General features: G+C 49.0%; 21 protein-coding genes. 20 read left to right on the forward strand and 1 reads right to left on the reverse strand.

Annotated elements, in window-relative coordinates; all coding sequences use genetic code 11:
- Positions 1 to 73: 73 nt before the first annotated feature.
- The 5 genes from J0X21_RS07680 to J0X21_RS07700 all read left to right on the forward strand — a co-directional run bounded on the left by J0X21_RS07680 (position 74) and on the right by J0X21_RS07700 (position 3155).
- Complete coding sequence (locus J0X21_RS07680) at positions 74 to 1222, forward strand: glycerate kinase (RefSeq protein WP_206811608.1); 1149 nt, start codon at positions 74 to 76, stop codon at positions 1220 to 1222.
- Positions 1223 to 1365: 143 nt separating this feature from the next.
- A complete protein-coding gene (locus tag J0X21_RS07685) occupies positions 1366 to 1521 on the forward strand; it encodes a hypothetical protein (protein WP_236006138.1) in 156 nt (51 codons plus the stop codon).
- 240 nt (positions 1522 to 1761) lie between these two features.
- Complete coding sequence (locus J0X21_RS07690; RefSeq protein ID WP_206811610.1) at positions 1762 to 2016, forward strand: hypothetical protein; 255 nt, start codon at positions 1762 to 1764, stop codon at positions 2014 to 2016.
- 48 nt (positions 2017 to 2064) lie between these two features.
- Positions 2065 to 2898, forward strand: a complete 834-nt coding sequence (locus J0X21_RS07695) for a hypothetical protein (RefSeq protein ID WP_206811611.1) — start codon at positions 2065 to 2067, stop codon at positions 2896 to 2898.
- On the forward strand, positions 2895 to 3155 hold the full coding sequence (locus J0X21_RS07700) for an EscU/YscU/HrcU family type III secretion system export apparatus switch protein (protein ID WP_206811612.1): 261 nt from the start codon (positions 2895 to 2897) through the stop codon (positions 3153 to 3155). Before J0X21_RS07695 ends, J0X21_RS07700 begins: the two co-directional genes overlap by 4 nt.
- Positions 3156 to 3463: 308 nt before the next feature.
- Here J0X21_RS07700 and galE read toward each other — a convergent pair whose 3' ends face one another.
- Positions 3464 to 4468, reverse strand: coding sequence for a UDP-glucose 4-epimerase GalE (gene galE, locus J0X21_RS07705; protein WP_206811613.1), 1005 nt, complete (start codon positions 4466 to 4468; stop codon positions 3464 to 3466).
- A gap of 720 nt (positions 4469 to 5188) precedes the next feature.
- Here galE and J0X21_RS15665 point away from each other — a divergent pair.
- The 15 genes from J0X21_RS15665 to J0X21_RS07775 all read left to right on the forward strand — a co-directional run bounded on the left by J0X21_RS15665 (position 5189) and on the right by J0X21_RS07775 (position 17425).
- Positions 5189 to 6427, forward strand: coding sequence for a glycosyltransferase family 39 protein (locus J0X21_RS15665; RefSeq protein ID WP_236006139.1), 1239 nt, complete (start codon positions 5189 to 5191; stop codon positions 6425 to 6427).
- 60 nt (positions 6428 to 6487) lie between these two features.
- Entirely contained in the window at positions 6488 to 7225 is a 738-nt protein-coding gene (locus tag J0X21_RS15670; RefSeq protein WP_236006140.1) for a mannosyltransferase YkcB-related protein, read from the forward strand.
- Between the two features lie 14 nt (positions 7226 to 7239).
- Positions 7240 to 8223 carry a glycosyltransferase family 2 protein gene (locus J0X21_RS07715; RefSeq protein WP_206811614.1) on the forward strand — a complete coding sequence of 328 codons (984 nt, stop codon included), beginning with the start codon at positions 7240 to 7242 and terminating at the stop codon, positions 8221 to 8223.
- Positions 8216 to 8599: a GtrA family protein gene (locus tag J0X21_RS07720; RefSeq protein ID WP_206811615.1), complete on the forward strand. Its 384-nt coding sequence runs from the start codon at positions 8216 to 8218 to the stop codon at positions 8597 to 8599. The genes J0X21_RS07715 and J0X21_RS07720 overlap by 8 nt, the downstream gene beginning before the upstream one ends.
- 734 nt (positions 8600 to 9333) lie before the next feature.
- Entirely contained in the window at positions 9334 to 9711 is a 378-nt protein-coding gene (gene speD / locus J0X21_RS07725) for an adenosylmethionine decarboxylase (protein ID WP_206811616.1), read from the forward strand.
- A 147-nt stretch (positions 9712 to 9858) separates the two neighbouring features.
- Positions 9859 to 10326: a 4Fe-4S dicluster domain-containing protein gene (locus J0X21_RS07730; protein WP_206811617.1), complete on the forward strand. Its 468-nt coding sequence runs from the start codon at positions 9859 to 9861 to the stop codon at positions 10324 to 10326.
- A complete protein-coding gene (locus J0X21_RS07735; protein WP_206811618.1) occupies positions 10319 to 11149 on the forward strand; it encodes a CoB--CoM heterodisulfide reductase iron-sulfur subunit B family protein in 831 nt (276 codons plus the stop codon). Before J0X21_RS07730 ends, J0X21_RS07735 begins: the two co-directional genes overlap by 8 nt.
- Positions 11150 to 11274: 125 nt before the next feature.
- Positions 11275 to 12018, forward strand: coding sequence for a polyprenyl synthetase family protein (locus J0X21_RS07740; protein ID WP_206811619.1), 744 nt, complete (start codon positions 11275 to 11277; stop codon positions 12016 to 12018).
- Positions 12015 to 12881, forward strand: coding sequence for a UbiA-like polyprenyltransferase (locus J0X21_RS07745; RefSeq protein WP_206811620.1), 867 nt, complete (start codon positions 12015 to 12017; stop codon positions 12879 to 12881). The genes J0X21_RS07740 and J0X21_RS07745 overlap by 4 nt, the downstream gene beginning before the upstream one ends.
- Before the next feature lie 67 nt (positions 12882 to 12948).
- Positions 12949 to 13554 carry an FO synthase gene (locus J0X21_RS07750; RefSeq protein WP_206811621.1) on the forward strand — a complete coding sequence of 202 codons (606 nt, stop codon included), beginning with the start codon at positions 12949 to 12951 and terminating at the stop codon, positions 13552 to 13554.
- Positions 13555 to 13569: 15 nt separating this feature from the next.
- Positions 13570 to 14649, forward strand: coding sequence for a cyclic dehypoxanthinyl futalosine synthase (mqnC, locus tag J0X21_RS07755; RefSeq protein ID WP_206811622.1), 1080 nt, complete (start codon positions 13570 to 13572; stop codon positions 14647 to 14649).
- A gap of 3 nt (positions 14650 to 14652) precedes the next feature.
- Positions 14653 to 15411 (forward strand): twin-arginine translocase subunit TatC, encoded by a 759-nt coding sequence (tatC, locus tag J0X21_RS07760; RefSeq protein WP_206811623.1) that lies wholly within the window; start codon positions 14653 to 14655, stop codon positions 15409 to 15411.
- Positions 15412 to 15421: 10 nt separating this feature from the next.
- The gene (locus J0X21_RS07765; protein ID WP_206811624.1) at positions 15422 to 15871 is read left to right on the forward strand and encodes a twin-arginine translocase TatA/TatE family subunit; all 450 of its coding nucleotides are present in this window, start codon (positions 15422 to 15424) and stop codon (positions 15869 to 15871) included.
- A gap of 7 nt (positions 15872 to 15878) precedes the next feature.
- Positions 15879 to 16847, forward strand: coding sequence for a polyprenyl synthetase family protein (locus J0X21_RS07770; RefSeq protein WP_206811625.1), 969 nt, complete (start codon positions 15879 to 15881; stop codon positions 16845 to 16847).
- Positions 16848 to 16942: 95 nt separating this feature from the next.
- A complete protein-coding gene (locus J0X21_RS07775) occupies positions 16943 to 17425 on the forward strand; it encodes a MarR family winged helix-turn-helix transcriptional regulator (RefSeq protein ID WP_206811626.1) in 483 nt (160 codons plus the stop codon).
- The last annotated feature ends 17 nt before the right edge of the window (positions 17426 to 17442 follow it).

Here is a 17442-nt window from a genome sequence, read left to right on the forward strand (position 1 = left end):
GTCTATTGAATTTTAGAGCCTGTTCCAATAGTATGGGTTTATGGAACAAGCAATTTCTTAGGATGTGAAGCATGTGAGGATCATAGTGGCACCGGATTCCTATAAAGGAAGTCTATCCTCCATCCAAGCGGCCGCTGCGATGGAACGCGGGATTCAAGATGTATTTCCCAGTGCCGAGATAATTAAAGTACCGGTTGCTGACGGCGGGGAAGGGACGGTAGAAGCTCTGCTGGCCGCGACCGGCGGCCGGCTAATGAAAACCGAGGTGATGGGGCCGCTGGGGGATAAGGTGGAAGCCCATTGGAGCATTCTCGGAGATGGCAAAACCGCGGTGATTGAAATGGCTGCAGCTTCAGGGCTTCCGCTGGTTCCGAAGGATAGGCGCAATCCCCTGCTGGCTACGACTTACGGTACCGGCCAATTAATTCAGGCAGCGCTGGATGCCGGAATTCGTTCGCTCATTTTGGGTATCGGGGGCAGTGCGACTAATGACGGCGGAGCAGGAATGGCCAGGACCTTAGGGGTAAAATTTCTGGATCAGTTAAACCGTGAATTGCCGAATGGGGGAGCGGCACTGAAACACCTCAGAAGAATAGATATATCCGGACTCGACTTGCGGCTGGCCTCAACCAAAATATTGGTGGCATGTGATGTTGACAATCCGTTATGCGGCCCGCGCGGTGCCTCGGCAGTGTATGGCCCGCAAAAAGGAGCCACGCTTGAGATGGTGACTGAATTGGATCAGGCGCTTAATCACTACGCTCAGCTAGCGAAATCCGCTACCGGCAGAGAGGTGGCGGAAATTCCGGGGGCAGGGGCGGCCGGCGGCTTAGGCGCAGGCTTGCTCTTCTTTACTCCGGCAGAGCTGCGCCCCGGGATTCAAATCATTTTGGAGGCTGCCGGCTTTGAGGAGAAGATAAAAGAGGCCGATCTGATAATTACCGGAGAAGGGAGAACTGATAGGCAGACAGCCCACGGGAAAGCGCCTGCCGGTGTTGCCGCTTTGGCCCAAAAGTATAAGGTGCCGGTTGTATGTTTATCCGGGGGGCTCGGCCCGGGGCATGAGGACGTATTGCAAAAGGGGATATCAGGGCTTATGAGTATCGTGCCTGAGCCAATGTCATTGGAAGCGTGTCTGGGAAATGCCGATAGATTGGTTAGTGAGGCTGCGGCGAGGCTGTGTCGGTTGATTCGAGTTGGTATGAATATGAGTAAACGTTGATGCAAGATGAACTATTCTGCATGAATATTGACAAATGAACAGAATAATGATAAGAATAAAATCCTGAATACGCATGCTGAGACTAGAAGGGCGTGTTTCTGTGGCAAAATCCGACAACATCGTAAAAAGAGTAACAGCGGAAGATGTGGCAAGGTTGGCTGGAGTATCTCAGCCCACGGTGTCGCGCGTATTTGGCGATTGCCAGGAGTCTGACTTTCCAAAAAACCGACATTATCGGCATTGTGAGCAGAATACACCTGACGGCGTTTGGCTTGAATCCGTCAAAGATTTTTACCTAACGATCTTTTGATGCTCAATTTTAATTTAATCTGATTAGCCGTTTATTTTTACAAATAAGGATTTATCTACTATCCAAAGTCACATCGCAACACCGATTTTTCTACCGGATGATATTACTACACATGTAATAAGGAGCAGGAGTTTATCTTGCTCCTCTTGAAGGATAGCAAGCATACTGTGCTCGTGTTTGATGAATTTCAAGGAGCCATTGCGGCGGGCACCCACAAGACACTATGCTGTTGTGTTCGGAAATCTATTATGTATTGCTGGAGGCCGGCGAAGAAAGGCTGACCCTTGATATTGTACAGCTTGGTTACGCCAGAGCCTTAGCAACTTTGTCGCCGGTCTATGAGGAACTTTTAGATGATCTGGGGAAACGAGCAGTTGATATCTTGATTTTTAAGGCTATTATCGAAAAATCCGGCCGCGGAAGTTATACTTTTGTTGAGCCGATGCTTAAAGACTATTTAGTGCGCACGATTGAATCTTATTGAGAAAACCAAGGCGATTAAACCGCTGTGCCTAGCGAAATGAGGGAGAGTATGGAACCAAACGGAATATTGCCCGTTCAAGGATTAATACTCAATCTGCTTCAGTCATCCCAACAGGATCAAGTCCCTTCACAGATTGGCGGGGAGGGAGAAACAACCGTTCTAAGTGGTGAAGAAGGTATTGCCCAAGCAAGCAGCCCGAGTTCAAACACACCGGTGCCTGAGTTATCCATTGCAAAAATTCTCCCGCATATCCTGGCAGACGGGATCCAGGGAATGGACGCGCAGGCTCTCGTGTCCATGTTTCACAAGCTTGGCATGGACTATGAAAAAAGACTCTGGCAGGCATTAAATCTGACCGGATCCCTTCAGAGCCAGGAATTTCAGGAAATAAAAAATACTCTTAAAGCTCACCTTATCGCCGCAGCGAAAAAAGATCCAGAAGCCAAACTATGGTTGGACACTCTGACAAACCTCCAGACGATACAAGCTTCAGAACACGATTCACAGGTATACTTGGTCATGGATTTGCCGTATCGCCTCCAGACAAAAGCTTATCAAGCCAGGATAGCTGTCCACGGCAACAAAAAGGGGAAAGAGCTTGATACGGGACACTGTCGGATCGGCTTAAATATGGTAACAGACACTCTGGGGGAAATCGGAATTGACGCCATGTTTTATGATCATGCATTAACCGTGACTCTCATGACTGAGATGCCGCAAATGATTTCGACTCTCTGGGATCAGCTCAAAGATTCCGTCGTAGAACATTTTGCCGGACAGGGCTACCAACTCATCGGGGTTCGGATCAGCCCGCTTGGCGACGAACGGTTTGATTCATTTATCCATGGAATTGAGCCGAAAGGGGTAGACATTAAAGTATGAGCAAACGACCGAAAGCGGCTGCCTTAAAATATGATCACCAGGGTGCTCCCAAAGTCGTAGCCCAGGGTTCAGGTTATTTGGCTGAGCGCCTGATCGTAGTCGCCAAACAGGCAGGGATTCCCATTCAGGAAAACCCTGCCCTCGTTGAAGCCCTCCTACAGGTCCAACTGAATCATGAAATACCCCCGAAGCTTTTCAAAGCCGTGGCTGAGCTTTTGGCCTTCGTGTGGCGACTTGATGCAGAAGTTAATCGATAAAGCCGGAGCCGCTCCCGGCTTTTTGGAGTCCTGAGTTTCTTACTGCCGGGGATCTCGGTAGTTTTTCCGCCGGGGAATCCGGTATTCTGTGTAGCAGGCGTCTTGTCCTCCTCTGCTTCCCGGGCGCCAGGATTCCCGTCATTTCCTACGGCAGGAATCTCAACAGCATCTCCAACAGCATCTTCTGCATGTACTTCTACAGCTTCCTCGTATGCTTTTGGCGTTCCTTTGGTTTCTGCGGCTTCAGGGTTGTTTGGTTCGACTGAGATATTGTTATCCGGAATTTGCTCGTTCATGAATAGTCCTCCTTATAGAGTTGATTTGTGTTCGAATCCGTAAGGGTGGCGATGATGCCAGGCCCACGCACTCTCTATGATCTGTTCCAGGGAATTGTATTCTGGCGTCCAATTGAGAAGTGTTTTAATCCGATCAACGCCGGCCACCAGTTGATCCGGGTCTCCCGGCCGCCGGGGGGACTCGATGGCGGGAATCCGGCGCCGGGTCACCGCGCGCGCAGTCTCGATCACCTCTCTGACACTATAGCCTGAGCCTGTTCCTACATTATAAACACCGCTTTCGCCTCCTTTTTCGAGGGCCTCCAGGGCAGAGATATGGGCTTGCGCCAAATCGAGGACGTGAACATAATCTCTGATACAGGTCCCGTCCCGCGTGAAATAGTCCGAACCATAGATGTGAATGGCTTGTCTCTGTCCCAATGCTGTCTTCAGGACTAGAGGAATAAGATGAGTCTCAGGAACATGGTCTTCGCCCAGGGAACCGTCTAACACCGCTCCGGCCGCATTAAAATAGCGCAGGGCAATCCATTTCAGGCCATAGGCTTGTTCTAACCAGGGCAAAGATTGTTCGATCATGTGCTTGGAGGCCCCGTAAGGGTTAATTGGGTTGGCCGGTGCACTTTCTGAAATCGGAACTGCTTGGGGAATTCCATAGACGGCAGCTGTCGATGATAAAACAATGTGTTTCACCCCCGCTTCGATGAGTGAGTTGAGAAAGCGGCTGGTCTTGGCGCTGTTCTCCTCGAAATAAAGGCCGGGCTTGGCGATGGATTCTCCGACCTGACTGCGGGCAGCAAAATGGATAACCGCACTGACGTTTTCGTGCTCGACTGTTTCGCGCACGAGACGTGAATCGGCGATGTCTCCCCGGATGAAGGGAACATCCAAGGGAACGGACTGCCGGTGCCCTGTTACCAGGTTATCGAGGACGACCGGCTTGAAACCCTGTTCTTGTAATAACCTCACGGTATGGCTTCCGATATATCCGGCCCCGCCGGCGACCAGAATGCTTTTCATATCCCACACTCCCGATCTAATGTTGCTCGGTTATGTGGCCCAGTATATAACTTTAACCTGAGATGAAATTGATTGTTTGCTGAAGAAATCCTGAATATTTGTGAGTTTTGTTTAGTCATATTTCAGCTAAATGTTGAGCAGTTGGTGGTTCTGCAAACAATTGAGGATCGCGGCCTTCTGCTCGGGGTGGTTCAAGTCAGTGTCGCCACCTGGCGAAGCTTGACCGTTCGCCCAATATTTAGCTCTCTGACGGAGAACTTGACGGGCTGATCAGGGACATGGAGCCGCAGTTAAGGGTGTTGGCAGGCAATCGCCGAGTTGGTTTGCGGCTTGCTCCTCATGCAAGGTGCTTGTTCTGGAATAACCTGAAGAAATTAGTGAGAAAACGGTTCTTGCGCGCGGCTGGGCCGCACGTGGGGCCGTTTTTTCATGCCAATCAGAAAGCATAAGTTTCCGGCGGGCATAAGTGCAACTTCGGCTTCTGCCTTCGCCGAAGGCTAACAGGTGCGTTACTGCCACCGGCAGTAACGGGCACAAGCCGAGTTTTATTTATCGATGAGGTGAGGTCTGTGTCCGTGCTTTCAGCAAAATTTCAGGAAACTCTCACGAAACCTTCAGTCAGCCTTAAGTACCAATTCAGGAACGCCGGTTAAAGTAAGGGAGAACAGTGCTGTGCCAGGCTAGTTAGTCCATGATCGTGTAAGGAGTGAATCAACAAAAATGAAAACTTCTAAGAACAGGCTGATTGATCCCGTGCTGATTGGAATCTCCCTGCTTGCCGCATTTTTGAATCTTTATGGGATTTGGCGGGATGAATATGCCAACTCTTATTACACCGCTGCGGTGGCAAGCATGCTCCAAAGCTTTCACAACTTCTTCTTCGCTTCTTTTGACCCGGGAGGTTTCGTAACTGTGGATAAGCCTCCGGTTGCCTTCTGGATTCAAACCATCAGCGCTTCAATTTTTGGGCTGCATGGATGGAGCGTCATTTTGCCGCAGGCTTTGGCGGGGGGCGGCTCGGTTGTGCTGATTTATATTCTGGTCAAGCCTTCCTTTGGCCGTACGGCTGCGAGGCTTTCAGCTTTGGTGGCTGCCTGCACGCCGGTAGCGGCGGCCGTAAGCCGTACCAATAATGTCGACAGCTTATTGGTGTTTACACTCTTGCTAGCTGCCTGGCTGTTGTTTAAGGCTGTCAAAACCCACAAGTGGGGTTGGTCGGCCGCAGCCTTTGCTGTGATCGGAGTAGGCTTTAATATCAAAATGCTCCAGGCGTACATGGTGCTTCCGGCATTTTATATGTTTTTTTGGCTGGCGATGAAGGTATCCTGGAGGCAAAAGCTCAAGGCACTTGCCGCCTCAACAGTTGTTTTACTGGCTGTGTCGTTTTCCTGGCCGCTGATCGTGGACAGCGTTCCTAAGGAAAACCGGCCGTACATCGGGAGCAGTCAAACAAATTCCGTGCTGGAACTGGCTTTTGGGTATAACGGCCTTTCCCGCCTGACGGGAATGGGGGGACCCGGAGGAGCAAACATAGACGTTGGCAACATGCCCAACGACGGGCAGCAGTGGCAGCAACCACCGGGGCAAGATGGCGCCGGCCAAACCCCTCCTTCTGACGGCCCTAACGCCCGTGGCACGCTGGATGGAGGCGCTCCCCAAGACGGTGGCGGCGGCGGTGCGTTTAACACCGGCACGCCCGGCCCGCTGCGCTTGTTTCAGTCACAGTTGTCTGGACAAATCAGTTGGCTGCTTCCTTTCTCTTTATTATCTGCGGTTGGATTGTTGATGGGTTGGCGTAGAAAACAGCAATTGACAGAGAAGCAGACGGAAAGTTTGTTTTGGCTTGCTTGGCTGTTGCCGATGATGGGATTCTTTAGTGTGGCGGGGTTTTTCCACCAGTATTACCTGATCATGTTGGCCCCCGCGATCGCAGCGCTTACGGGTGCGGGGTGGGTCTAACTTTATAGTTTTTACCGCAACCGCGAAGGCTGGAGAAGGTGGCTGCTTCCGGCTGGAATTTTGGGCACCACGCTCTTTCAAATCTACATTCTGCTGCCTTACCAAACGCAAATCGGCCTGGGCTGGCCGGTCGCTGTCGGGGCTTTGGGAGTCGGCCTGGCTCTGGTCTTGTGCTTGCCCAAGATTTCTCGGGCAGCTGCTGTGGGAGGAATTCTCGTACTGCTGGCGGCTCCGCTCTATTGGTCTGCTACTCCGCTTCTCTACGGGGGGGACAGCATGTTGCCGGAGGCTGGACCGTCAATGAGATCAGCCTGGAACCGGGCAGGCATGCCGGGCCTGGGGTCAGGGCAGATACAGGGACAAATTCAGGGTCAAATGCCGGGCCAAATGACGGGTCGAATGCCCGGCCAAGGCCAGGACAGCGTAAATACCCGACTGCTGGAGTTTTTAAGCGCCAACAATACCGGTGAGAAATACCTGTTTGCCACGACCGACTCCCACACAGCTTCCCCTTACATCATCCAGACCGGGAAAGCAGTAATGGCGATGGGTGGATTTTCTGGCTCTGATCCGATTCTGACTGTGGACAAGTTGCAAGAGATGGTGAAAAACAAAGAGGTTAAGTATTTTCTGATTTCCGGGGGTGGTTTCGGCAGGGGCGGAAGTTCAGAAGTCCTGAATTGGATTCGCCAGAACGGGAAGGAAGTTCCGGCTGAGACATGGCAAGCGGGTACGGGGTCTGTGCTTGAAGGACCGGCTAGGAATGGTTCCATGACGTTGTATGAAGTGAATCCATGACCGGGAGGGTGCGTATGAACACAGAGATTGAGTATTCCATTGTTATTCCTGTTTACAATGAAGAAGCTGTCATTGAGCAAACCTATGCGCGTTTGAAGCAGGTGATGGATCAGGCCGATGGGCCGTACGAGCTGATTTTTGTAAATGACGGCAGCTGTGATCGCAGCTTTGATATCATCAAAAGCTTAAGAGATAAGGACAGTACGGTTAAGCTGATTTCCTTCTCCCGCAATTTCGGTCACCAGATCGCGATTACGGCCGGAATGGAGCATGGATCCGGGGCGGCAGTGGTGGTGATCGACGCGGATTTGCAGGACCCTCCGGAGCTCATCTTGGATATGATTGCGAAATGGAAGGAAGGGTATGACGTTGTTTATGCCAAACGCCTGAGCCGCAAGGGAGAGACTTTCTTCAAAAAACAAACTGCCCATTTGTTTTACCGCCTTCTCCGGGCCTCCACCGACATTGAGATCCCGGTGGATACCGGCGATTTCCGTTTGCTGGACCGCAAAGTATGCAATGAAATGAAACGGCTGCCGGAAAAGAACCGTTACGTGCGGGGCCTGGTCAGCTGGGTAGGCTTCCGGCAAACAGCGGTTGAGTACGAACGGGATGAACGCCTGGCCGGGAAAACGAAGTATTCCCTCAAAAAGATGCTCAAGCTCTCTCTGGACGGCCTGACCTCCTTTTCTTTCAAGCCTATCAAACTTGCGAGCTATGCCGGAGGCCTGCTAATTGTTTCGGGTTTGGTTTATTTGCTGATCCTGTTGCTGTTGAAGGCAGGGAGCGGCTCTGCTATTTCAGGCTGGAATCTCGTGATGGCTGTGCAATTCCTCTTGACCGGCGTGCTCCTGTCGATGCTGGGGATTATCGGAGAGTATATCGGACGTATTTATGATGAGACAAGGGATCGCCCTTTATATATTGTGAGTGAATGCTATGGGATCAAGCAAAAGGAACGCAGACTCAAGAAGGTCGGGGAGAAGTATGTTGTTTAAGCTAGCACAGCGTCCGCAGCAGTTTCTAAGATTTTGTGCGGTCGGAGCAGTAAATACGGGTGTGGATTTCACGGTATTTACTATTCTCTCCTCCGGGGGTGTTCAGCTGTTGGCGGCTCAAACAGTTTCTTACACTTGCGGGGTATTAAACAGCTTTCTCATGAACAGGACCTGGACCTTTAAGCAAGGCGGGCGCTCCCATGGGCAGTTAAGCAGATTTTTGGCTATGAACCTTCTTACTTTAGCCGTAACATACGGACTTTTGCTGTGGTTTCATAACCGTTGGGGATGGCCGCTTCCCGTTAGTAAGTTTGTGGCCACCGGGCTGAGCCTGGTGCTTAATTTTACCGGCAGCCGCCGGTGGGTTTTTATATGAATTCTTTATTAGTTTGAGAAGAAAAATGTTCAAGCTTAAGAGATTGGTCAAGTGCAGCTGTTAAAGAAATACATTTATCATCTTAAGGAGCAAATAATTGTGCTTAAGTTCAAGTCAGAAAGGTTCAGCAAATTTTGGGAAAAATGGAGACACTCGGGGCTTAGGTAATGGTTCTTACCTACCAAAACCCTCTTTGAGCCCGTAAAGCCGTTGGAATGACGGTTTTACGGGTTTTACTGATTTCTATATAACATATACCCAATTTCAATGTTGAAATCGAATTTCAGAAATGAATATCATTTTTTGTGCGGAAACCCATTTGCCATTTTCCACCCCTCTCATAGAATCTTACAAATCTCTGGGGCAGTATCAGGAGGTTGGGCACACCGGCAGAGCTACAGTGTACCAGCGTGGAAACCTACGGGAATTAGATCCCGACCAGACAATAACAAAGTTCAATCGAGGCAGAGGGACAAACTGTTCTATTGCACCAATGTTTAAGTAAATTCATACATTAAGTACCAAAGAAAGACAGAGAAAAACTACTTGAGACCAACCTTTTTTGAGAAAACCTGTAAATACTCATGAATAAAGCCTCTTAATATATTTTTTTGTTGACAATAGGAAACTTTATGCTACAATTTATCTCGATGGGAATTTGGGTCACCGGCACGCGAGTGTCCGGCTCGGATTCCTTCCTATTTTGGCAAACAAAAGGGGGCAACGATTATAAGATGAGCAATTCTCTGGGACGTCATGTGTTGGCTGAAATGTATGGGTGTAGTTTCGACACTTTGAATGATCGTGAAAAAGTCGAAACCATTATGGTCAACGCAGCCCTGGAAGCAGGAGCTGAAGTGCGGGAGGTTGTATTTCATAAGTTTAGTCCTCAAGGTGTGAGTGGTGTCGTGGTGATTTCTGAGTCCCATCTTGCCATCCATACTTGGCCCGAACTCGGTTATGCAGCCGTTGACGTCTTCACTTGCGGGGATCGCGTCAATCCCTGGGATGCCTGCAACTATCTCACAGACAAGTTTCAGGCGGGTCATATGACAGCTACGGAGATGAAGCGTGGTATCTTTGAAACCCAAAAGGAAGCGGTAAATCTTTAGGAGGGATATTTATTTTATTCCGGACTAAGATGACAGTCTAATAGACCTTGTAACAAGAGAATTGTTGCAGGGTCTATTAGTTTTTAGAAGGAATTATGTACTTAAACCAGAATTAAATAGTAGAGGTTGGATTCGGGGGTGCATTGCGTGGAAGTTCGGCAATGTGAACAGTGTGCGAAATGTTCCGGCGGTTGTCCGACCGGCTTCGCTATGGATTACCTGCCTCATCAAATCGTGCGTTTGCTCCAGCTTGAGCTCAAGGAAACTGTTCTTGAGTCTCAAGCTCTCTGGCTTTGTACGGATTGCAAAATTTGTTTAAGTCTGTGTCCGCACCAAATAAATCTTCCTAATATTATGAAGGAATTAAAACGGGAAGCGCGGATGTCAGGTGCAGGGAAAGTGCAAGCCTATCATGATGCCTTCCTGGCTTCAGTTGAGCGCTATGGACGTACATCAGCTGCATTAGCTCTGGGAATAAGGAATGGCTCGGATAAAGAAATTCGCTGGCCATTGCTAAAGCGCGGGAAAATTAAAGTGTTTCGCGGCCGGGTTCATGACAAGGTTGCCATGAAACGGCTTTTTGCCCAAGGGAAAAGGAGGACTCTGGATGTCTGAATTGGCTTATTACCCCGGCTGTTTAAACCATACGGCATCCCGGGAATATGACGAGTCCCTGCGTCTGGTAGCAGATAAATTGGATATTCCTTTAAGAGAAGTGCCTGATTGGAATTGTTGTGGAGGGAATTCGGCATCCAGTTTGGATATAGGGTTGGCTTATACTTTGCCCGCAAGAAATTTAGTCCAGGCTCACACAATTTCCAAAGAAGTCGTTGTTCCCTGCCCGATTTGTTATGAAAATCTTTTAGAAAGCAAGCAGGAGTTGGCTCACAATGAGGCGTTGGCAGCGAGTTTGGCCGAGGCTTTAGATACAGAAGTTCGTGATGTTCCGGAGCCATTAAGTGCGCTGCAAATATTTACGGCAGAAACCGTATTGGAAAAAATCCGGCTTTACGCGCGCAAAAGCTTAAGCGGGCTAAAAGTAGCGGCTTATTATGGCTGCCGCCAAAAAACAGAGAGCTTGGATCAGCTTCTACTCGCCCTTGGAGGAGAAGGCTTGAACTGGCCATATCGGAATGAGTGCTGTGGGGGAAGAATCTCCGGAGGGAATGATAAAATAGCCAAAACCATGGTAGGCAGGATTGTCGACATGGCCCGGGAGTGTGGAGCCGAAGCGATAGTTACTGCCTGTCCGCTGTGCCATGCCAACCTGGATTTACGCCAGTTTCAACTTCGGCGTGACCAGAACACGCCGCTGATTCCAGTTTTTTATTTTACCCAGTTAATTGGGCTAACACTAGGTATTGATCCTTCGGCCTTGGGACTTAACAAGCATTTTGTGTCTACTGAACGGGCACTTACTTCTGCCGGAATAAAATAAATAACGGGAGGATTTTAAGACGCAATCTCGAATATACTATAGGTTAGTCTCATAAATAAATACTGTTTCGATAGGTTACTAAGCATTTGGTTAATCTCTTAATTGTTTACTGAGGAGAGGTTGAATTGGTTTCCTTACCATCGATCCGGGAGGAACTGAAAGAAATCCAGGACCGGCTTGCAGATGAAATTTCGTTTAAGAGTGCCACGTTTTCAGAGCTTATTCCCCTGGAGTTTGACGAACTGGAGCACCATGCCTGTCCTGCTATTGTCCTGGCGGTGAGCAATGCCTGTGGTTATCATGGCCGCCAAGCTGTCTCAATGGCTGCGATTATCCAGTTTGTATTTATGGCCGATAAAGTTCATTCCCTGATGCGTGAGGATGAGGGAATTTCCGAGGAGCTAAGACAGTTTACCGTTTTAGTGGGGGATTTTCTCTATGGCAAGTTTTTTCTGGGTCTGAGCCGCGATAAACTTTTACCTTTCCTGGCCCCTATCGCAGGGGTGATTGGGGATATGAGCATTGGTACAATTTACCGTTGGCTGGGTCGTGAACATGAGCTTTCTATTGAAGAAATTCTCCAGATCCTGGAGCGCGAGCGAGCATCTTTGACAGGTTTAGCTGCCCGTGTGGGAGCTGAATTGGCAGGAATGCCGTTAAATGTAGTACAGAGATTCGAATCTTTTGGCAGCCAGTTGGGCCTGGCTTGGGCTGCGCATACTGCCAGACTGGGAGAAAAAGTGGTGGCCAAGCTAATGGATAAAGCACAGGCATACTTGGAGGCACTTCCGGATACGCTAGATTTTAGGCCGCTGAACGAACTTTTTATCTATATGAAACTCAGCTTAAAGTTGGGTGAAGTTGAATGAGTAAGATCAAAATTTTTTTAGAGATGATAAAATTTGAGCATACTGTTTTTGCGCTCCCTTTTGCCTATTTGGGAGCTTTTTTAGCTGCCCGCTACTTGCATGGCGGTTTTCCCACGGTCTTGCAGCTTGTTTGGATTACCTTGGCGATGATCGGGGCGCGTACCGCTGCTATGTCCCTTAACCGCCTCATTGACCGCCATATTGATGCCCGTAACCCGCGTACCGCGCAAAGGGCAATTCCGGCTGGACTATTAGGTACCGGCGAAGTATATGTGTATGTGCTTCTATCCTTCGCCCTGCTTGCTTTCGCAGCTTATCAGCTGAATATGCTGGCCTTAAAACTGATGCCTATTGCTGTATTTGTCCTGGTGATCTATTCTTATATGAAGCGGGTCACCTGGGCTTGCCATTTTGTTCTGGGGATTGCTCTGGGTTTAGCGCCGGTGGGTGCCTGGATTGGAATCACTGGAGCTTGGGCCCTGCCACCGGTGCTTTTAGGTTTAGGGGTAACCGTCTGGGTCGCCGGGTTTGATGTTGTATATGCCTGTCAGGATGTTGAGTTTGACCGGAGGGAAGGGTTGTATTCCATCCCTGCTGTTTTCGGTTTAACCAGGGGGCTTGAGATTTCCGCTTTCGTGCATGTACTCGCACCTTTATCCTTTATCGCGGTGGGTGTCCTGCTTCAACTTGGCTTTCTGTATTTCTTAGGAGTCGGCATTGCAATTATTCTTCTTTACCGCCAGCATCGCCTGGTGTCGGCCAGTGACTTGTCGAAGGTGGGAGTTGCCTTTTTTAATTTGAATGGATATCTGAGCGTCTTGCTCTTTGTGTTTTCACTGCTGGATCTGATAATATTTCGTTGATTCCTGAATCCTGATTCCTGAATCCTGAATCCTGAGTACTGACTACTGATACCGAAGGAGTGTTTCCATGCTGCCGGTCTTTGACGAGAGTGAACTTGCAGATTTAATCATAAAAGTGGAAAATGGCGAGCGCCTGGCTTTGGAAGAAGGCATGCGGCTAATGAGCAGCAACGATATTTTGGCCTTAGGATATATGGCAAATATTGTCAGGGAGCGCCTCCACGGAGATAAAACTTATTTTAGGGCAGGGCTTACGACTGAAGATCCAATTCTCATCAAAACTACGGCTACTATCCTATATACAGACCTTAAGACCCCGGAAGAGAGAGTGCAGCACCTTTTGCAGCTGCGTGCCTTACAGGATGAGACCGGTAGGTTTGAGACATTTGCACCCCTTCCCGATAATCCTAAAAACGTCACGTCTGAAGGGGGGATGGGAGTGGAGCTTACGACCGGGTTTGAAGATTTGCGCTTACTGGCCGGGGCCCGTATCTTATTGGATAATTTCAAGCATATCAAAGCTTTTGGGATGGTGCTGGGGCCAAAGCTGGCTCAGGTATCTTTAGCTTTCGGTGTCGATGAATTAGATGGTACCGTTTCCATTACCAAAGAAGGTTTAATCAGAATGATCCGTAAAGCCGGGCGCGAACCGGTCGAACGTGATGATATTTAATTTAAGGAGAAGACCATGGATAGAGTCATGCAGATTATCAACAGGCGTTTGGCTGGGGAGCGGCTCAGTGTCGAAGAAGGGGTATTCCTTCTGGAAAAGGCTGAGTTACTGGTGCTGGGCCAGGCGGCAGATAAGGTGTGCCGGTTGATGCACCCGGATCAGGTCGTAAGCTTTGTGATAGACCGAAACATTAATTATACCAATATTTGTGCTTGCAAGTGCAAGTTTTGCGCTTTTTATAAGGAAAAAGGGGATGTGGAAGGGTATATTTTGTCCAGGGAGGAACTGCATGCTAAAATTAAGGAAACCCTGGAACTCGGGGGAACCCAGCTTTTAATCCAGGGAGGACTCCATCCTGACTTGGGGCTGGAGTATTTTGAGGAAATGCTTCGGGATATTAAAAGCCATTACTCCATCCATATTCATTCCTTTAGCCCGCCGGAGATTTGGGATTTAGCCGGTAAGTCAGGCTTGAGTATTCGGGAGGTCATCCTGCGCTTGAAAGAAGCCGGCCTGGACTCAATTCCCGGAGGAGGGGCGGAAATTCTTGATAACCGCGTACGAAAGCTGATTTCTCCGAACAAAATCTCCTGGGAGCAATGGATGGAGGTTATGACCACCGCCCATCAGTTAGGGATGAAGACCACGGCAACGATGATGTTCGGTCATGTTGAAACGGCAGAAGAGCGGATATTACATATGGTCAGAGTACGGGAGGCTCAGGAACAAAGCGGCGGGTTTACCGCCTTTATCCCCTGGAGCTTCGCACCGAAGAACACGGAGCTGGGCGGAGAAGGAAGCACCGGGGTTGAATATCTAAGAACATTGGCCGTGAGCAGGCTAATGCTGGATAATGTGCCGAACATTCAGGCTTCCTGGGTCACCCAGGGCGCTAAGATGGCTCAACTCGCTCTCAGATTCGGAGCCAATGATTTTGGAAGTACGATGCTGGAGGAGAATGTCGTGCGGGCGGCGGGAGTACAAACGCGGGTGCCTTTGCGCGAGATTGTGCGTTCAATTCAGGATGCCGGGTACCGGGCGGTTCAGCGCAACACCCATTATGAAAGGCTAAAGGAATACGGGAAGGAAGTGTAGCGAATGCGGCGGCGCCAGCGCGAAGATGTAAGTATGCCGTTCTTAGAACATATCAAGGCATTGCGCAAGGTTCTAATTATTTCAGCATATGCCATCGCTGCAGGGACAATCTTAGGCTGGGTACTGGCGGATCCGGTGTTTGCCTATTTAGCCAAACCGGTCATGCAACTGAATCAAAGTTTATTTATTACGACGACCCCGATGGAACCTATCATGGTTAAACTGAAAGTATCTCTGGTGATTGGTGCGGCAGTTGCCCTGCCCCTGATTATATGGCAATTATGGAGTTTTTTGTTACCGGCACTCAAGCAGAATGAAAAAAAATATCTTTATCTGGTTGTGCCCAGCTCTTTGCTTTTATTTATAGGGGGAGCGGCTTTCTGTTTTTATTTGGTATTGCCAATGGCGATTAAGTTTTTGCTTTACGCCGGAGGGGGTTCGGTACCGGCGACGAACTTTGTCACGAAGAGCTCTTATCTGGGGTTTTTATTAACCTTGATCCTAACGTTCGGGTTGGTTTTTCAGCTGCCTGTTGTATTGCTCATTCTAATCCGTATGGGGCTTTTATCCCCGAAGACCTTGGCCAAAAAACGCCGCTGGGCCTTATTTGCGATTATTATCCTAGTGGCGGTTGTTTCCCCCACCCCTGATTTATTTACTCAAGTCTTAATGGTTTTGCCCATGTACATGTTATATGAAATCAGTATCTGGCTTGGTTATCTGGTAGCCCGCAGGCGGGAAAAAGCTTTAGCCGGAAGTTAGGAGGAGCAGGATGAGTTTAAGTGAAATCATTATTATTATGGCCATTGCACTCATCTTGTTTGGGCCGGAAGACCTGCCCGATATCGCGAGAATGCTCGGGAGAATCATCTATGAGATTCGCAAGGCCGTTAATGACTTGACCAGTGAATTCGAGGATGTAGTGAAAGAGCCTGCGGCTATGATGAATAAAGCTTTGGATGATATTACCAAGCCCGGGCGTTCTGCAGCTACAGGGATAAAGACTGATTTAGAGAGTAATCAAGCCGGAGGGCAAGAGGCTTTAGAGAAGACGTTACCGGATGATGAAGAACTCTTAAGTTACGATGATGATTTGCCCGTGAAGGCTGATCCCGCTTCAGATACGGATGACCCACTGGCACAATTGCCCTCGGATATGGTATCCTATGAAGAAGAAATTGAAGAAGCGAAACCAAAGGAACAAAAGGGCTCAAGCAGGTGAAACGAATTTGAAACAATTATGGCTGTTTAATCAGATTACCAATGATCTCCAACGCGTGGAGAAAGAACTCATGAAGTTTGTGGAAACGGATTACCCGGTGCTTCATGAATCCTCCGTTCATTTGCTGGCGGCCGGGGGCAAACGGTTGCGTCCTGCTTTCACGTTGCTGGCGGGTAAGTTTTATGGTTACTCGCTTGATAAACTATTGCCCGTAGCCATGGCCCTTGAGCTTATACATATGGCAACTTTGGTCCACGATGATGTCGTAGATGCCTCGACGACCCGACGGGGGAGGCCTACGGTAAAAGCTAAATGGGGCAATATTGTATCAGTCCAGACTGGAGACTTCCTCTTTGCCAAATCCCTGGAATTAATCGCTAAGATTGATCATGCGGAAGTATCGAGGATTTTGGCGGAAGTCAGTATTGAGATGTGCCAAGGAGAGATTCAGCAAATCAAAGCGTCTTTTGATGTGAGGCAAAACTTAAAACAGTATTACTATCGCATTAAACGCAAGACCGCCTTGCTGATTGCGGCCAGCTGCCGCTTAGGGGCTTTGGTGACAGAGGCTCCGGCCCGCTCGGTGTGGGCTCTGGGAGCATACGGCCATGCTCTCGGAATGGCGTTTCAAATAGTTGATGATGTTCTTGACATTACCGCCAAGCCGAAGGATTTTGGCAAACCGATTGGCGGGGATATCCGGCAGGGGATTATGACCTTGCCCATGATCGAAGCACTGAGGCTGTCGCCTGAACGCAACCGTTTGGAACAGTTGTTGGCCCAAAATGATAAAAGTGAAGCTGAGGTTCAGGAAGTGATCGGAACCATTAAAGCCTCAGGTGCTATCGATGAGTCCATGCGCTGGGTTGATCTCTATGTAAACAAAGCGAAGAGACATCTCGCTGAACTTCCGGATGTTCCCACGCGTAAAGTCCTTAATGAACTGGCCGAATTTATCCGTGAGCGCAAGTTTTGATGATAACTTGAGCTTAAATGAGCGATGGCACCTAATATTTAATGATTGTTTCGGTTTGTATAATAGATAAATAGAAAGGTAAAGGAAGAGGTTAGATGGAAGTGAAATCTGTGAGTGATGAAGGTTTTAAGTCAAGTATAGCTAATTCGGTCAGTGCAGTCAGTGCTGAGGAAACAGATGACTTGGTTGAGTCATTATGGAAATTGTGGCGGATTTGGCGCAGGTTGTCCAACCCTGTCAGGCAAGGGGAGATCACCCTGGAGCAATACTGGCTGCTCAAGCGCCTAAATCACCGCGGGCCTTTGACGGTGGGAGAACTGGCTACAGGGCTAGATATTACTCCCAGTTCGGTGACCATTGCCACAAAGCGCCTGGAGAAAGCAGGTATGGTAGAAAGGCGGCGCCTTAAAGGGGATGAGCGGGTAGTGGAAGTTGAGCTGACGTCTGCCGGTAAGCACATTATGGAGGAATGGACCAAGAAACAGCGGCGGGCGCTCACTAATTTGCTGAAGCCCTTGTCTCCGGAAGAAAAAGGAACTTTGGGAGAACTGCTGCGTAAGGTTATACCAATAGAATGAGTATCAATTTATTACAA

The organism is Paradesulfitobacterium ferrireducens, assembly GCF_017310645.1.
GTDB lineage: Bacteria > Bacillota > Desulfitobacteriia > Desulfitobacteriales > Desulfitobacteriaceae > Paradesulfitobacterium > Paradesulfitobacterium ferrireducens.

Coding starts and splice junctions, on each gene's coding strand:
- J0X21_RS07765 (WP_206811624.1), top strand. CDS start 15,422: ATGAGTTTAAGTGAAATCATTATTATTATGGCCATTGCACTCATCTTG.
- galE (WP_206811613.1), bottom strand. CDS start 4,468: ATGAAAAGCATTCTGGTCGCCGGCGGGGCCGGATATATCGGAAGCCAT.
- J0X21_RS07700 (WP_206811612.1), top strand. CDS start 2,895: ATGAGCAAACGACCGAAAGCGGCTGCCTTAAAATATGATCACCAGGGT.
- J0X21_RS07745 (WP_206811620.1), top strand. CDS start 12,015: ATGAGTAAGATCAAAATTTTTTTAGAGATGATAAAATTTGAGCATACT.
- J0X21_RS07735 (WP_206811618.1), top strand. CDS start 10,319: ATGTCTGAATTGGCTTATTACCCCGGCTGTTTAAACCATACGGCATCC.
- tatC (WP_206811623.1), top strand. CDS start 14,653: ATGCGGCGGCGCCAGCGCGAAGATGTAAGTATGCCGTTCTTAGAACAT.
- J0X21_RS07715 (WP_206811614.1), top strand. CDS start 7,240: ATGAACACAGAGATTGAGTATTCCATTGTTATTCCTGTTTACAATGAA.
- speD (WP_206811616.1), top strand. CDS start 9,334: ATGAGCAATTCTCTGGGACGTCATGTGTTGGCTGAAATGTATGGGTGT.
- J0X21_RS07750 (WP_206811621.1), top strand. CDS start 12,949: ATGCTGCCGGTCTTTGACGAGAGTGAACTTGCAGATTTAATCATAAAA.
- J0X21_RS15665 (WP_236006139.1), top strand. CDS start 5,189: ATGAAAACTTCTAAGAACAGGCTGATTGATCCCGTGCTGATTGGAATC.
- mqnC (WP_206811622.1), top strand. CDS start 13,570: ATGGATAGAGTCATGCAGATTATCAACAGGCGTTTGGCTGGGGAGCGG.
- J0X21_RS07695 (WP_206811611.1), top strand. CDS start 2,065: ATGGAACCAAACGGAATATTGCCCGTTCAAGGATTAATACTCAATCTG.
- J0X21_RS07775 (WP_206811626.1), top strand. CDS start 16,943: ATGGAAGTGAAATCTGTGAGTGATGAAGGTTTTAAGTCAAGTATAGCT.
- J0X21_RS07685 (WP_236006138.1), top strand. CDS start 1,366: ATGTGGCAAGGTTGGCTGGAGTATCTCAGCCCACGGTGTCGCGCGTAT.